The sequence below is a fragment of the Chryseobacterium glaciei genome (genome assembly GCF_001648155.1).
Lineage (GTDB): Bacteria > Bacteroidota > Bacteroidia > Flavobacteriales > Weeksellaceae > Chryseobacterium > Chryseobacterium glaciei.
The window spans coordinates 1,606,378-1,623,371 of the sequence record NZ_CP015199.1 but is presented as its reverse complement, the minus strand read 5'-3'; the positions used below and the strand labels follow the sequence as shown (position 1 = coordinate 1,623,371).

13 protein-coding genes are annotated in these 16,994 nt (G+C 35.9%); 11 read left to right on the top strand and 2 right to left on the bottom strand.

Going from position 1 to position 16,994, the window contains the following annotated elements; translation table 11 throughout:
- The first annotated feature begins 8 nt into the window (after positions 1-8).
- The 11 genes from A0O34_RS07265 (at position 9) to A0O34_RS07215 (ending at position 13,062) form a co-directional block, all read left to right on the top strand.
- Positions 9-545 carry a conjugal transfer protein TraO gene (locus A0O34_RS07265; RefSeq protein ID WP_228394360.1) on the top strand — a complete coding sequence of 179 codons (537 nt, stop codon included), beginning with the start codon at positions 9-11 and terminating at the stop codon, positions 543-545.
- A gap of 17 nt (positions 546-562) precedes the next feature.
- Positions 563-1,024: a DUF3872 domain-containing protein gene (locus A0O34_RS07260; protein WP_066753127.1), complete on the top strand. Its 462-nt coding sequence runs from the start codon at positions 563-565 to the stop codon at positions 1,022-1,024.
- Between the two features lie 358 nt (positions 1,025-1,382).
- On the top strand, positions 1,383-1,826 hold the full coding sequence (locus tag A0O34_RS07255) for a T9SS type A sorting domain-containing protein (protein WP_066753124.1): 444 nt from the start codon (positions 1,383-1,385) through the stop codon (positions 1,824-1,826).
- A gap of 14 nt (positions 1,827-1,840) precedes the next feature.
- A complete protein-coding gene (locus A0O34_RS07250) occupies positions 1,841-8,218 on the top strand; it encodes an RHS repeat-associated core domain-containing protein (protein ID WP_066753121.1) in 6,378 nt (2,125 codons plus the stop codon).
- 11 nt (positions 8,219-8,229) lie between these two features.
- Positions 8,230-8,913, top strand: coding sequence for a hypothetical protein (locus A0O34_RS07245; RefSeq protein ID WP_066753117.1), 684 nt, complete (start codon positions 8,230-8,232; stop codon positions 8,911-8,913).
- Positions 8,914-8,978: 65 nt separating this feature from the next.
- Positions 8,979-9,527, top strand: a complete 549-nt coding sequence (locus tag A0O34_RS07240; RefSeq protein WP_066753114.1) for a DUF922 domain-containing protein — start codon at positions 8,979-8,981, stop codon at positions 9,525-9,527.
- Entirely contained in the window at positions 9,527-9,730 is a 204-nt protein-coding gene (locus tag A0O34_RS22495; RefSeq protein WP_066753111.1) for a hypothetical protein, read from the top strand. Before A0O34_RS07240 ends, A0O34_RS22495 begins: the two co-directional genes overlap by 1 nt.
- A 54-nt stretch (positions 9,731-9,784) precedes the next feature.
- Complete coding sequence (locus A0O34_RS07230) at positions 9,785-10,153, top strand: hypothetical protein (RefSeq protein WP_066753107.1); 369 nt, start codon at positions 9,785-9,787, stop codon at positions 10,151-10,153.
- A 163-nt stretch (positions 10,154-10,316) separates the two neighbouring features.
- Complete coding sequence (locus tag A0O34_RS07225; RefSeq protein WP_066753105.1) at positions 10,317-11,090, top strand: helix-turn-helix domain-containing protein; 774 nt, start codon at positions 10,317-10,319, stop codon at positions 11,088-11,090.
- 161 nt (positions 11,091-11,251) lie between these two features.
- A complete protein-coding gene (locus A0O34_RS07220; protein WP_066753102.1) occupies positions 11,252-12,772 on the top strand; it encodes a DoxX family protein in 1,521 nt (506 codons plus the stop codon).
- A gap of 17 nt (positions 12,773-12,789) precedes the next feature.
- Complete coding sequence (locus A0O34_RS07215) at positions 12,790-13,062, top strand: DUF6520 family protein (protein ID WP_066753099.1); 273 nt, start codon at positions 12,790-12,792, stop codon at positions 13,060-13,062.
- Positions 13,063-13,095: 33 nt separating this feature from the next.
- On the opposite strand, the gene A0O34_RS07210 is transcribed toward A0O34_RS07215, so the two are convergent.
- Together A0O34_RS07210 and A0O34_RS07205 are read right to left on the bottom strand one after the other, a co-directional pair.
- Positions 13,096-15,621 carry a S9 family peptidase gene (locus tag A0O34_RS07210; protein WP_082891119.1) on the bottom strand — a complete coding sequence of 842 codons (2,526 nt, stop codon included), beginning with the start codon at positions 15,619-15,621 and terminating at the stop codon, positions 13,096-13,098.
- On the bottom strand, positions 15,611-16,984 hold the full coding sequence (locus A0O34_RS07205) for a RagB/SusD family nutrient uptake outer membrane protein (protein ID WP_066753096.1): 1,374 nt from the start codon (positions 16,982-16,984) through the stop codon (positions 15,611-15,613). Before A0O34_RS07205 ends, A0O34_RS07210 begins: the two co-directional genes overlap by 11 nt.
- Between the last annotated feature and the right edge of the window lie 10 nt (positions 16,985-16,994).

The following is a 16,994-nucleotide window of genomic DNA, read 5'->3' as shown; positions in this document are numbered from 1 at the left end:
CGATACTGATGCTTATAGTCAGTACTACAGACCTCTATGCGCAACGACTGATCAAGGGACAAAAAGGATTTGAAGCAAGTATCGGGTTGATATCCGATAAGAAGCCATTGCATGATTTTTTCTATATGCAGGCAGGAATGACCATCAATGGAAAAAATGGGAACTACCAGCTATGGGCTGTTGAATACTCCCATAAGAACCATGAGTTTGAAAATTATACTATTCCTGTTGAAACATACTCTGCGGAAGGTGGATACAGCTTTGTGCTTTTAGGAGATTGGGCAAAGAATATTTTTTTGAATATGGGGATCATTGCTGTTGCCGGATACGAAATCATCAACCAGGGTGAGAATGCGCTGCCCAATGGGGCTGTAATACAAAATAAGGACAGTTTTATTTATGGAGGCGGCTTACGTCTTTCTTTGGAAACCTATCTTGGTGATCATTTGGTGATGCTCATACAGGGAAAAACCAAAGCAGTCTGGGGAACTTCTGTAGAAAGGTTCAGGCCATCGGCCGGTATAGGACTACGCTATATTTTTTAACTTTTAAACCTAAAAAAATGAATAAATATGATAGAGAAAAAAGATCTTTTATTAAAAGGTTGATTCTCACAGCCTCAACAGTTACTTTATTACTATTTGTGTTTGCCCTCAATTCCTGTGATAAAGAACTGGATATAAAAACCGATTTTCCATTTGAGCTACAGGTGATGCCTGTTCCAAAGAGCATTGCCAAAGGAGAAACTGTAACCATCAGATGTACTTTAAAAACAGAAGGTAATTATGAAAGTACCCAATACTATATTCGTTATTTTCAATTTGACGGTTCAGGAAAATTGTTACTCGGAAGTGGTAAAATGTTCACGCTAAAGCCGAATGATTCTTATGTTTTGCCTGAACAAATCTTTAGGCTGCATTATGTGTCAGAATCTACTGTTACACAAGCTTTTGATGTCTGGGTATCTGACAACAAAGGTCATGAACAGAAAGTAAGCTTTCAGTTTAACGACAAAGGAAAATAATAAGCAAGAATACTATTACTGGAAAAGGTCTGTTTTAAAAGCAGGCCTTTTTTGCGTTAACACATAGTCAAATGTTTATTAGCCAATCTCTACATCTGAATAATTCGGTATTTATTATGTTCCGGCTAATAAAAATAAACAAACAATTTAACATCTAATATAATACGACGAGTTCTGTCGCTGTGCAGCTCTACTTTTGTATGCGGTTGAGGAAAGACCTCAGTTATATGAAAATATTATCTTATAATTTTCAGGGTTTTTACGGGAATTTTCGAAATAATATTCCGTATAAACCCCTATACTGAGAAATAATATTTTGAATATTTTTACTGCTTTATAATAAAAAATTACAATACTTATGAGAAAAAAAGTACTTTCCCTATTTTCTTTATTAATAGGGTTTTTAGGGTTCTCCCAAACCGAGGTCTACTTTAAATACGACGAAGCAGGCAATCAAAGGTACAGGGGTATCGATGCCAATGCCAAACAGGCATCTAAAGCTACTTCCATAATTCAATCTACCGTTATGGATGAGAAAGCATTTTGGAAACAGATACGCCTGTATCCTGTTCCGGTTAACGATTTCTTAACCATTGACTGGACAGAAGAGGTTGATGGCTTGATAGAATCGGTTTCATTATTTCAACACAGTACTGTTCACTGGAAATTTCAACAACAAAATATTCCAAGTTTAAACAGAGAATTGAAAATTAATATGTCCGATTATGAATGGGGCGTATATGTATTACGCTTTACGTTAAAAGACGGAAGAATTTTCAGTAAAAACATCATCAAAAGATAATACAAAAAAAAATTATGAATTTTTATAACAAAAAAAAGAGATTATTTTGGTCTCTGGTGCTGCTGTGTACATCCATTGCAGGGTTTTCACAAACCACACCGGTACCGAAATTCCATGATACCAAAGGGGCTATAGAAGTAGATGCGAGAGGACAGCTTGAGTATACTTTGCCCATTTCTCTACCACCTGGAGTAAAAAATATTGCTCCTGAAATCAATCTTACCTATAGTAGTAATGCCGGAAATGGAATTGCAGGCCAAGGATGGAATATCTCAGGAATTTCTTCTATATCGAGATTAGGTAAAACTATTGAAAAAGATGGAGAGCAAAAAGCCGTGCAATTAGATTATTCCGATTATTACAGCTTCAATGGTCAAAAGCTTATTTTAAAATCAGGAGAGTATGGCAAAGATGGTGCGGAATACGTCACCGAAAAGTACTCTAATATTAAAATTAAATCCCTGGGAAATCAATCCAACTGGAAGCAGCCCGAATATTGGGAGGTAACCTTTGAGGATGGGTCACAAGCATGGTACGGAAATACTACTGCCGGGTGGAATGATGCTGCTAACCGTCTCAACTTTAATATTGTAAAATGGAAGGATATTAATGGAAACATTATCCGTTATAATTACGAGCAGCAAGAGAACGTAAGCATTATTAAATCCATTACTTGGGGTGGGAATGAACCACTCGGGAAAAATGACTTCAACGAAATCCTTTTTAATTATACAGATCGCAATAACTTTGAAACAGCGTTTGTTAATGGACCGGGAACACTTTTTACACAGAAAAAGATTTTACAGAATATAATTGTAAAAACAAATGGCAATCTATTTAATAAATATATTGTAGAGTATACTACCGATGCCACAGGATATCAGTATGTAAAGAATATTACAGAACATAATTCCAATGAGGAACCGTCTAATTCGGCAGAATTTACCTATTCGCCACAGAAACCTACAGAAATTAGTGGCTGGAATATGGATAGCCAGGCTTTGTTTGACAAATTAAAGCTTACGGGAGATTTCAATGGTGATGCTTATCTGGATTTCATTATGACAGATGGTACCATAAAGTTAGGGGCTTTTAATGATACTTTTAATGTCGTTCAGACTAATAAAACTTTCAATGATCATTCACTAGTTGTCAATTCATTACTTGATGAAACAGGGAAATCATATAATGGAAATGGAGTCATCGAATATGACAACAATAAGGTTTCAGGCTATATTTTTAGAGATAATATCTTTGTAAAGGTATTCGAAAAATTACTTCCAGAAACATGTACATCATGTGTACATCAAGTTAATATGATGAATGAAGGAGATATCAATGGAGATGGAATATCTGATGTATTTATTGCAACAACGAGTGGCGGTTTTTCATATAAATATATTATAGACTTAAAAAATGCAAATACCCCAGTCTTTACTTATTCTACAAATGGATTTAATGATAGCTCATACCCCAATCAAAAATATTTGGATATTGATGGGGATGGAAAAGTAGAAATTATCAATATATCCAATATTGCCTATACTGTATTTGAGTTTGTAAAAACAGCTCCTAACCAATATCAAAAAAAGATTAAGTTTTCAGCAAATTTGGAGGAAGCTAAAGGGGACGATTTTCCTGTTCTTTTAGGAGATTTTAACGGAGATGGAAAACTTGATTTTTCTATTCCAATTGCTGAAAAAAATGTAGGACTTGCTGACTGGAGATTTTATATAGGAACGGGACAAAGCTTTTATAGTATTTACAAACCTGATTTCTTAGTATACAAAAGTGAATCAGCTCAAAATAACGGAGCATGGTTGAGATTTAGCCGTACCAACTATTCTGTAACAGACTTGAATGCAGATGGAAAGTCTGATATTGTTCAGGTTTTTTCGTATTCTAACAAGCTAACTGAGAATGCCAGAACGGTTGGAGTTACTGTAAATTCCATGATTTCAAAAGGGGCAATGGCTTCTGGCGCCCTTTTGAACTTTGAGTTAAAGAATATTTATACCTATCCTGCACCAGGAACATTTAACGTGCATACTCCTGTTGACGATTTGGCGATATATCAACCCCTAACCAATGTTATTAGGTCTAATAATAATTATTATAATGTATTTCTTTTTAGAAAAGATAATATCTTAAAGATTAAAGCACCTACAGGAGTTGATGAATTAAAAAGAATTCAGTCTATAAACCAGGGAGGGGTCACTACTTTTGTAAAATATCTTGAGTTAACACCTGACAATTCCATTAATTCTAATTTTTATAAAAAATCAAATAATGCGTTATACCCTTATTATTCTTTGAACAGAATAGATAAAGGATATGCAGTGTCACAACTGGAGCAGGAAGGAAGAAAACAGGATTTCCGATACAGAGGAATGACAGGTCATCTTCAGGGAAAAGGAATAATGGGCTATCACCAGTCTGCCCGTTCATCGTGGTATGCTGATGGTTTAGAAAACACCAAAATATGGTCAGGAACTGAAATCGATCCTTTACAGGAGGGGCTTCCGGTAAAAGAATGGAGTATCAGAACCAATATTGAATCTAAAATTTTTCCGACAGATATTTCTGTCAATAATAATGAACTGCTGACTTTTAAATCAACGATATATCAAACAGATAAATTATTAAATGGGCAGGTTGTTACCTCTGTTGCGGAAGCAGACAAGCCAAAAGTAGTTACTGCTATCAAACCTAAAAGTACCACAACAAAGGACTTTTTAACAAGTACTATTTCAACAGCAGAAATTACTTACGGAGATTATTATCTTCCTTCACAAAGTATTACTAATGTGAACAATGGTTACGCCATAACGACTTCTAATTACCTATATAATAACAACGCATCCGGAGCAGGGGCAAATTACTATGTAGGACTTCCAGCATCCAAAACAGATATTGTTCAGGCTTATGGCGATACAAAATCTGGTAAAGAGGAGTATTCTTATGAAAATAACAGGCTAAAAACTATAAAAACGTGGAACAGGGATAATACAGAATATACATTGGAAACCTATTCCTATGATGGTTTTGGAAATATTATCGAAAAGGTAATAAATAACAGTGTCGATTCTCAAATACAATCGGCTAAATCCCGGTATGATTCCAAGGGAAGGTTTGTTGAGAAAAAAACAGATAATTTAGGATTAGAAACGGGAATTATTTACAATGATTGGGGACAGGTAGTAACGAAGACAGATCCTTGGGGAAATACCCTTACCAATACGTATGATCATTGGGGAAAATTATTGACTTCGACGACCAGTACAGAAGGAACCACTACGTATACCTATGAAAAGGATGATCATTCAAATACTACTGTAAGTCAGTACGATGCGGACGGAAATGTTTCAAAAGTTTTCACCAATAAATTAGGGCAGGAATATAAAACTACTACAAAAGCTTTTGCGCAAGGGCAATTTGTTTCTAAAGATATCCAATATGATATTTTAGGAAGAAAACTTAAAGAATCCGAGCCTTATTTTGATGGACAAAACCCAAGCCAATGGAATATTTTTTCCTATGATGATTCTGTATTTCCTACCAAAGTAACTGCTACTTCATTCACTGGGAAGAAAATGGAAACTTCCGTTTCAGGATTAACAACGACTGTTAAGGAAATAAACGGATATGCAAGAACCAATTCGACAACAACCGATGCTTTAGGTAATGTAATTTCCAGCACGGATAAAGGAGGAACGGTTGGATTCTCTTACAATGCTGCCGGAGAACAGATTCAGGCTAAATATGCTGAAAATATTGTAAAAACCCTCTATGACAGCTGGGGAAGAAAATCTGAGTTTAACGATCCTTCAAATGGAATCTACAAATATGAATATAATGGATTCGGGCAAGCTAAAAAAACAATCAGTCCCAAAGGAATTAAAGAGTATGCCTATAATACTTTAGGGCAACTTGTTTCCCAAACAGAACTTTCTACAACCGACGGAGGGCAGGCAACCAATAAAAGTATTTCTTTTACATATGATGATAAAGGATCTCTTCTTGTAAAATCCGGAACTGTTTCAGGAGAGTTCATCAGGACTAATTTTATTTATGACTTCCAGGGAAGACTTTTATCATCCGTTGAAAATGGCTATGGAATAAGATATACTCAAAATGGTATTGTATATGATAACAAAGGAAGGGTAACTTCTTATGATAAACAATTGCGTTCAGAGGGCGTGATTACCAAAGTTCAGGTAGAAAATGTATACAGTGACTGGAATGGAGAACTTACCCAAGTAAAAGATAAACTGACAGGGAAAGTTCTTTGGGAACTGCAAGAAACCAACGCCAAAGGACTGGTCGTAAGAGCCAAATTAGGCGCGGTAAATGTAAACAACACCTATGATCCGAATGGTTATCTAGCGTATGTTAATCAATCATCTGCAGTAAAACCTAATTTACTGAGACTTTCATATGTTTTTGATGCGCTTAAAAATGAATTAAGGAGCAGGACGACTGAAGGAGATTTTAATATCACAGAATCCTTTGATTATGACGATAACAACAGGCTTATAAAATGGACAGATCCTGTATGGGGAGTTGCAACGAACAGCAATGTTTACGATATAAAAGGCAGGATAAAAGAGAACGATCAGGTGGGAACCATAAAGTTTGAAAATTCTGCTAAAATTTATCAACCAACCGGAATGACATTGAATGCAGCAGGGGTTCAGAATTATCAGAATGACCTGATTCAAAGCATTGCCTACAATGAGAATAATGACCCTGTATTTATTGATGGTGAAAAAGGTGACGTAGCATTTAAGTACGGACTTAGCGGTATGAGACAAAAAGTGACCTATGGAGGAAACTTTAGTACAGATGGTAGTGGAATGTTTACCAAATTCTATAGTGAGGACGGAAGTTTTGAAGTCATAAAGGATAATGCTACCGGCAAAGAAAAACATCTCATTTATATCGGTGGGACACCATATGAAAGTAATATTGTATATTTGAAAGGCTATACAGAGAGTAGTGGTTCTTATAAATTTTTGCACAAAGATTATCTTGGAAGTATCCTTGCCATAAGTGATGAAGCAGGAAACAAACTGGAGCAGAGACATTTTGATGCTTGGGGTAACTTAACCCATTTACAAATCGGAGACGGCAAAATTTCCGTAGGTAAAAAAAGTATACTTTACACCATAGGTTCATTTGGTGGCTTAATTGTAGATCGTGGCTACACCGGTCATGAGCACTTCTTGGAAGTAGGCATCATCCACATGAATGGCAGATTGTATGATCCTTTGCTACGAAGATTCTTAAACGCGGACGAAAACATACAAGATCCATTTTATACCCAAAACTACAATAAATATGGGTATGTATTTAATAATCCTTTGATGTATGCAGATCCTGACGGGGAATTTGTATTTATCATAATCGGTGCGGTTGCAGGAGCTTATTTAACGGGAGTTAAAGCAAACGGCTCATGGAACCCCACAAAATGGAACTGGAGTGCAACCTGGGGTAAAATTGCCATGGGTGCAGCAGTAGGAGCATTTACTGGAGGAGTTGGTGCAGCAGCAGGAGCCGCCGCCGCAGGTTATGCCGCCGCCACTTGGGGAATATCCGGAGGGATATTAGGTGGTGCTATCGCAGGAGGCGCAGGAGGTCTTGTAGCAGGTGCTATTAGTGGCTTTTCTACTGCCGCGATGTTTGGAGAAAACATCATAGAAGGCACTTTGACGGGAGCCGCATCAGGACTTGTAATGGGTGGCGTTCTAGGTGGTGTTGCCGGGGGTATCCAGCAAGCAATAGCAAATGCAGGTGCGGCTAAGGCAGGTTTGCCGACTAACAATATGTGGACAAACAAATCTGTGGGAGTTGGAAGAAGCACATGGGCTTTAAATAATACACCAAAAACTACAACGGTAGGAGCTACGCCAAAGGTTGGTTCTTCAGGGATAAAATATACCGTTACTGTTGGAGAAGCAGATGGAGCGGCTCAAAGAATTGTGGGATACAATATCGACCCTCAAACGGAACAAATGACCCCTATTACAAAATGGGGAGAATTGAAAACGGTAGCCGGACAATCGAAAGTAATGAGTGATGGAGAACTGCTGACAAGAGCAGCTCAAAAAGCAGAAAGAGCTATTGGTGGGACAGGTAGATTTGCAGGAACAGCTAAACATACTTATTCCAATAATCTTGTTAGTAGGTACCAAAAAATATATGGAGATAGGGGATTAGAATTTAATCAATATTTTAATAAAGAAACAGGCAGAGGATTTTTAGACGTAGTTAATCATAATACCCAGACAATTTATGATTATAAGTTTGGCACAGCAGTAATGAGCAACAGCCAATTTACAAAATATTCTAACTCTTTTAAAGGTTACTCAATACAAATAATTAGACCATAAAGTATTAAAAAATGGCAATAGACAAAACAATAAAAAAGAAAGTAATTGAGGATTGGCATCTTGCCTTTCCTCATTTATCAGTTTATTCACAAAACAAATTATATAAAGTGGTAGGCCCGGTAATTATCGGTTTGGAATTAATAAAATTACCACGCACAGAAGAATATAGACCTCACTTTGTTATATATCCTTTATGGAAAGAAAATGTTCAAAAAACTCTTGATATACCTATTTTACTTAGAGAATATTATAATAATAAAAGATTACAATTTAATATTCCTTATGAAAAACATTCTCTCTTTTTTGAGGAAGTTGTAGATTATATAAGTAAGCAAACGTTTTTATCCTTTGTTGGTAATATTTCTTTAGAAAAATTATTATCTGTATTAGATGATTATTCAAGAGTTCCTCCATTAAGTGCTGCTCCTAATTCCTATCTACAAGGAGTGCTTTATCAGGCAAAACTATATATTTCTTTGTACGTATCAAGTAATGCTGCAGAAAATATTTTGCAAGAAATTCAAATGATAAATTGGGATTTAGATCATTTTAAAGCATGTGGAATAGATATAAATAATTGGATTTTAGGATTACAGCACTCAATAGCTAATAGGTCTGATTTTTTAAAACAAATAGAAATAAATAAGGAAGACAAGAAAATATCAAAACTGCAAACTTCTGAACTTATTTTGTAGAATAAAGGGCAGATATTTCTGCCCTTTACTTTTACTGAATTTTTAATATGAAGAGTTATCTTAATATGAAACTTAATTTTTTTTTCATTTTTTTCTTATTTTCTTTTTCGCAGACTTTCTCAAGTCAAGCAATTGAATGGTCGCCAGATAGAAAATTAGATTTTAATGATTTCAAAGGAAAAATTCCCACATATAATGATAGTGGTGCGGAATCAAAGGTTGGAATAAGTTACAAAATTGTTTCAAATTCTATATGGACAGGTAAAATAAAAATTAAAATATTTGCGGTATTTTATCCTGAAGAATCTTGGTTCGATAAAAAATACATTTCAAGTAATGACTTATTGAATCATGAACAAATACATTTTGACATTGCGAATATATTTGCAAATAAGATTCAAAAGATTATTGATAATCAAATTAAAGGAACGAAAGATTTCAATAATAACTTTCAAAAATTATTTAATGAAAATTATAATGAGCATAATGATTTTCAGTTTAAATATGATTTAGAGACAAAGCACGGTTTAAACGTAGAAGTACAAAATAAATATAATGATATTATCAGTGAAATGATGGATTTGCTTTCTGGAGTGATGAAAAAGCAGAATTAATGACTCAGCTTCTAAATGATTTAAGAAAGGATAATATAAATAAATCCTTCATGATTAACTTCATGAGGGATTTTAATTTTTATCAACAATTGGAAATATATTTAGATCTGGATAATTTATTTTTAAAAGTCGAAATTTTAAATCCGATTAAAACAACAAATAAAATGTTGTATTATTCTAATGCTGTAAGTTTAGGGGTATAAGTATAAGATTGAAAAGCACTAATTTTGTAAGCTAATAATATTCATAAAGATATAATGGAAAAATTCTTGAAGGCTCTTAAAGAACGTGCAGCCTTTTTTCTAGCGGAAATGGAACAATTCGAACCTTTCGGGGTATATATAAGTCTTAAAGGAGAGATTTTAGATATCAAGAGGCCTTCGGAACCTAGGTCAATTGAGGAAAGCTATGATTTTTTATTAAAACATTTCAATAAGGATTTGAGTAGCGATGAGGTTATGGCCTATGCTATAGTTCTTAATGGCCATGTAGATGGCAAAGATTCGATAGTTGTAGAAATTTTTGTCCCCCGCCAAGATAAATATCAAGCAGTGTTTCCTTATACAATTAAAGGTGAAATAGTAATTTTTGGAGAGGATACAAATCTAAAATATCATACAAACTAGTAAAACATGGAAATCCTGCCTTCCTATTTCAATTAAACAGATCACCTTATGTAAATATTTAATTACTAAACGGTAATAATTCTCAAATATGAGAATTATTTTGGATTAAATAAAGTACATTGGTTTTTTATTTAGTTTCTCTCTAGACTAAAACGGCGTGCTCATGAATATCTTCTTACTGTCTTTAATAGACAAAAGTATTGGAGGTGCAATGGTCAAACTTTCACAGCTTCCTGCACAATCACCAATATTAAGTCCGCAACACAAACAAATTTTGGCGAGGCTGGCGGAAATGGTTGTAAACACTTATGTCACTTTTTTCAAAAGTGTTAAGGTAATTCCGGTTGGTTTTGAATTTAGCAGTAAAATACTGATCAGAAAGTTGAGTAGTGTAGATTTTAGTAGTGACAATCTCGACTTTATTGAAAAAAAGCTTGTTGGTCTGATCAATGTTCCGATTATGACTTCTGTGATTCCTATTCATGTACACCTGAACCGTTCCGGAAAGTTTTTGTTGTTTACGGGGATTGCAATTTTGGAAGGTAGTGATCAGTATGCAGAGTTTTTCCTTCGCAAACTCTCTATCAATGCAATGTCCATACGTTTTAGTTCAGGCAGTTTGCATTACCTTGATCAAATTCTAGAAAAAGGGAGCAACTCGGAATTGGTATCGCCTCGGAAACTGGCAGCGTACTATGGCATAAACTATAATCAGTTTCAAAAAGATTGCAGAAACCATTTCGGAGACACTTTCCACCAGTTTCATAATAAAATGAAAATGCTTGACGTTGTAGGAGACGTCTTATTTACAAATTATAGTCTTAAGGAAATTGCATACAGGAATAAATTTTACAACTACAACAGTATGTACATCCTCTTTCGGAGAAAATACAAATTTCCTATAGATTCCATACCCAGATTATTAACAGAAATCTAAAGACATAAGAGTACTTTTTAGGTATTTGATACTTTTATCAATATCTGCAATACTATAATCAATGTTTTTTATCCTTTTCAACATATCTGTTATACTACTTTCAATATTTCTTATCTCTGAATCTGAGAACTTTACCTCTGGAAAACAAACAAAACAAATCCATGAAAAAGTTTCCTCAGATATTGCCGGTAATTTTTGCGTACTGCTTTGCACTTCTTTTCATTTACGCTAGCATAAGCAAAATACTTGATTTCGCGAATTTTCAGGTCCAGTTGGCACAATCCCCTTTACTGAGTGCTTACGCCGGATTTATTTCTTATGCTGTAATTGTTGCAGAACTCGTTATCGCTGTATTGCTATTTATTAAAAGTACCAGGCTTGCCGGCTTGTATCTTTCACTGGGCATCATGGTTAGCTTTACAGTCTACATCTATCTGATCCTGAATTATAGTGATTTTATACCGTGTTCATGTGGTGGGATTTTGGAGAAGCTTGGCTGGACAGAGCACCTTATTTTTAATATAGTTTGTGTATTGACAGCATTGGCATGGATTTGTATTTTAGAACGGAGGGATGAAAAGAAGATATATAAAACCATCATTTCAACTGCATCCATCAGTATTGTATCTGCCGGTGTTATCATTGGGCTATTTTTATCCTCAGAGAATATTATTAAGAAGGAAAATAATTTTACCAGGAGGTTTCTATTACATCCGGTAATTGAAGACAAGACACTGGGGCTTGATAATAAGAACTATTATTTTGCAGGTAGAGATGACCATAGTATTTATTTAGGGAGCAAAATCTTACCACAAACCATGATCAACGTTGACACGCAACTGGTTCACATTGAAAAAATGAAGGTTACACCGGATAATTTCAACCATACCTATCGCAATATCCGCGTGCAGGTTAAAGCTCCTTATTACTACTTTTATGATGGCACTGTTCCTGTTATATTCCGTGGGAAGATAGGCGACACTTCTGCAAGAACGATCAGTTTCGGGGATGCCTATTTTTCTCAAATTGTCGTACAAGATTCTTTGCGTTTTGCATTAAGAACGCAAAGTAGGGACAATATGCAATTTGTCCTTGCCAGCCTTAATCTTGCTAACCGTCAAAAGGTAGAGCTTTACCCATCCGTTCTCGAAAAACAGATCGATGGCGTTTTTGATGTTGACGGCAGACTTATTTCTAGCAATACCCAGCACGTGATCTATGCTTATACCTACAGGAACCAATTTATTGTTATGAACGATAGTCTGCAGGTTCAAAAGCGGCTCAATACCATTGATACAACAACAACCGCGAAAATTAAAATAACAGCACTTTCTAACGGGAAACATAAGATGGAAGCACCACCATTGAAGGTCAACAAACTTTCGGCAGCAAACAGGAACCTTTTATTTAACCAGTCTGATCTGATGGGTAAACATGAATCCAAAGCAGCATGGAAAAAGGCTAAAGTTGTGGATGTTTACCGTACCGACAAGCAGGAATATATCGGCAGCTTTTACATCTACAATAGAGAGGATCAGAAAATTACGGACTTAATGGCAACAGATAAATATCTATACGTGTTGCGGGGAAATGAACTGATCCGCTACCAATTTACCAAACTAATAATTGATGAATATGAAAAAACAGGGAAAGCCGAAAACCTGAAACAGAGTAGGCACTAATATTAAATAACTCTATTATGAGAAAGTTTTTTTTACCCGCTGTTATTGTACTGATCGGTGCAGGAACAGCATTTGCTAGCCACTTAGCAAAAAACAATTCAAAAGCAATTGTTGCAGGGTACCGCATTGTTAGTTTAGGCGGCGGACAATTTAGCTGTGAAAATGCTGACAAAGATTGTAGTGATGTAGAAACGGGCCCGATCTGTACATGGTCGGATGGACTTACATCTTTGAAACAGTTTGACACGCCTACAATGTGTGGTGAAACACTACACGAAATCGAACCTTAACAAGAAAAGGATGCCATCGGCATCCTTTTTTTATTAATTAATCCACGGGACATTCTTTTTGGATTTTAAATGGTAGTCCCACCATTCGAGAATTCTAATATTTAAATCTCTACTTTCATCGGTTCCTTTCCCAAGATCATGTTCTTTATTATGATACAATAGCGCAGTTACCGATTTACTGTTTCTCATCAGGCCCATATAAAATGCCATTGTCTGATCTGGCGGTACATTCCCATCCTTCATTCCTGCCCAAAGCAATATAGGGGCATTGACTTTTTCGACATCATAAATAGGATTGTTCTTAAAATATTTTTCCTTATCCCCCAAAAACGAAGTCCCCATTTCAAACTGTCCTGTTTCAAAACGGGAATAGTCAGCAATATTAAAATGGGTATTATAAGAAAAATAAAATTTGACTATATCGCTAACGGAAGCGCCAGAAACATAGGCGGCAAAACGATTCGACTGCGTAGCAATAAAATTTGTTTCATATCCACCTAAAGAATGTCCGGTCAGACCGATCTTCTTTTTGTCAATGTTAGGATTTCCGGCGATAGCATCCAAACCTGAATCCACACAATCCAGCGCTGAAATCCCTGTTCCCCTTTTATCAAAGATTATATCAGGTAGGAATACAAAATATCCACGTTCCAATAGAATACGTATGTTAAAACCATCTTCATCAAAATTGGGCATCGGGTATACACCAGATGATTCGCTCTGTTTCTGATACACCCGAACCACCATCGGGTATTTCTTTGCAGGATCAAAATGAACAGGATAATAGAGCAACCCCTTTAAAGGTATTCCCACGGAATTGTTATAGGAAAATATGTTCTGATTTAAAAACGATACTGTTTTATCTGCTGCGCCTGATGAATACAGTTCCTGCTTAGAACTAGAGCTAAGATCATATACCGACAACATTGGGGGCTTATTAAAGTTTTCTTCAATACTAAATAACCGTTTTGTGTCGGCACCGTATCTGATTTCCTTTATCCTGAAATCAATTGGAGGAATTAGTATGTCCATCTTTCCTTTTTTCCAGCTGATATAAGAAGAACGGTTACTGTCTTTATCGCGCACTTTCAATAACAGGGGTTTTTGTAAATCCACTGTGTTGATTTCAAAACTTGAATTAAGCATGTGGTATTCATTTTCTGTTTTTATATTGGTAATCTTCACCTTTCCAAAAGCAATATCCAATGATTTTATTTCTTTTGTTTTCAAATCCATACGCCACAGATCACTCTCGCCACCAAAAAAAGCATATCTACTGTCTGCACTGAAAGCGGGAGCTTCTAGACCTTTCTGTATTTGATTAAATGATGATGTCTCAATATCAAATAGTATCCACACTTTATTTATTTCATCAAAGCTCAGTATATATCTACCGTCCGCACTTCCGATAATATGGAATGTGTTGGAGAAAATTAGCTTTGAAGAATTGGTTTGGGTATCATATAGATGCATTTTATACAAAGGCGTACCACTGATGTAATTGAATTCCTCGATAGCATTAAATGCTAACAGATAACGATTATTATTGATCGGTGCGTAGGAAGAAAACTGTTCCTCTGGCAATTTAACCGTACTATTGGTGTCGGGCTTCCAAAGCCAATACTGGTGTTTTTGTGTTCCTGATTTCTTAAACCTTAAGTCTCTATCATTCCCGTACCATATATCAAGCATTTTGTTTTCACTCGGATTTATCCTGTTATCAAAATCAATTAAATATGTTTGTCCATGGTTTATATTGGTGACCGTAATTAAGTCAGCCGCAACGGATGGAACATTTTTAGGATGCGATACTTCGCCGTTGGCAGTATTGATAAAGGTAACTTTCAATCTATATAGATCAATGTCTGAATCTGCATTAGGCTTCACTGCGTTCTGATTCGCTGGTTTTTCCTTTTCTGTAATAGCGAGATGTTTGCCAGAAGGTATGATATCCATTCTTGTAATCTCGTTGTAGGTTACGTACCGGGTAATGAACTGATTTTTTGACCAGTTCATTACTTCATGTTTTGATCCTTCTACTCTATCTAAGAACAGTTCTGATCTTTTATCGGTGACATAGTTGCTGACGCCTGAAACAGACTGAAGTTTATTTCCTTTTTTATTGTAGATGTTTAGATTTTTATTTTGATCAAGGATTACATACAGGTCAATTTCCTGTAATCCATCTGCTCTTCTCACTTTCTCGTAGACTACTTTTTTGTTGCTTTTAAGATCGACAAACTCCGCCCTGCTGCCTCCTGAAGCCAATAAATAGCCATTACTGAAGAATGTTTTTTGCTCGCTGAGTTTTAATACAGTAGTTGCCGGAAAACCAGGATTCCGGGTGTCAAATACCAATATCGTATCATTGTTATTTTTATAGGGCTTATTGACAGCGACAAAACGATTGTCTTTAGAAACCGTCAGGTTGCTGATCATGTGAAATGACGACATCCAGTTACTAAGGGTATCGCTAGCTTGGACTTTTTGCCCAAAAAATAAATGGGATTCCAGGAATAACAAAAATATGGGTAAATACGCTTTCATATTAGTAGCCATTATTTTGCGGATTAAGATTAGGGTTGAGCAGTAGGTCTTTTTGGGGTAATGGCCAAACTTTGTGATATTCTTTCCAGTTCGGCTTAGCTGGAAAAAGTATGTTTAACTGATTTAAGCGTTTTAGATCAAGAAACCTGTGTCCCATCTCTGTAAAGAATTCCTTCCGGTTTTCCAATAAAACTTCGTTTAAAAATGTTTCTTTTGAAAGTGGCAAAATTAAACTGGCAATACCTGCCCGCTGTCTGGTGGCATTTAGATATGGTAAAGCCTCTGGTATTTTATTCTGCTGTGCGAGGACTTCTGCGAGCAATAAATACACTTCCTCCAGACGGAATATAACAGAATATTCAGTGGTATTGTTGGTGCGGTTCTTATATTTATCCGCGCGGTACCATGCATTCCCGTTGAAAGATACTGTCGCGATCCAGTTCTGCTTTCTTAAGTCGCCACTATTGAAAGCTGTTATTAAATTCTGAGATAGTGCAAAATTTGATGGAGCAACATTGATGAAATAATAGGCTGCGGCTTCTCTAGTAGCATCCCCCGGGTTCTTAGGCTTTAGTTGCCACAATATATGTGCCCCTGACTTATTAAATACTTTGGTGATATTGGTTTCAAACTGGTACAAAGAACTTTGTTTTATCTCTTTTAATATGCCTTCTGATTCACTCCATTTATTTTGCAACATATAGACTTTGGCAAGCATCAACAGAGCAACTTTTCTATTGGGGAAAATACGTTCTGTATTTCGATATTCATCCACTAACAAACTTATTGATTGCCCTAGATCAGTTTCCAATCTTGTTAAAACTTCAGCAGATGCGACTTTAGTAAGCGACTGATTGATCTGATAATTGGTGCTATCAGGGTATGGAATATCGCCGAAAATCTGTTGCAGATAATAATACAAAATTGATCTTATCAAAAGAGCTTCCCCCTTGATCCGGTTCTTTTCGGCTGCAGGTAGTGCTGTTGAGTTCTGTGTTCCCTCTATAATGGCATTGGCAGTATATATTTTTTGATAGGCACTAGACCAGTAAGCATAAACTGCGGGATTTGAATCAACCTGCGTATTGTTTGAAAGTTCAAGGATGCCCGTTGTTGATGCGGTTGCATAGTAGTCCAGATCATCTGAATATGTTCCAAGTAACTTGCCTGTTTGATCGCCAGCCAATGGGGAATTGTCCCACAGCGTGGCATATAATCCTGCCAATGCTGCATTGGCAGTCTGCACATCCTCATATACCTGCTGGGAGGTGATTTGGTTATCGGGTGTATTCACTTCAATCATTTTTTCGCATGAAGTGCATATCTGAAGTAAGAATAAAACAAATATGATATAGGAAATTTTGTATGTTTTCATTTTGAAATAA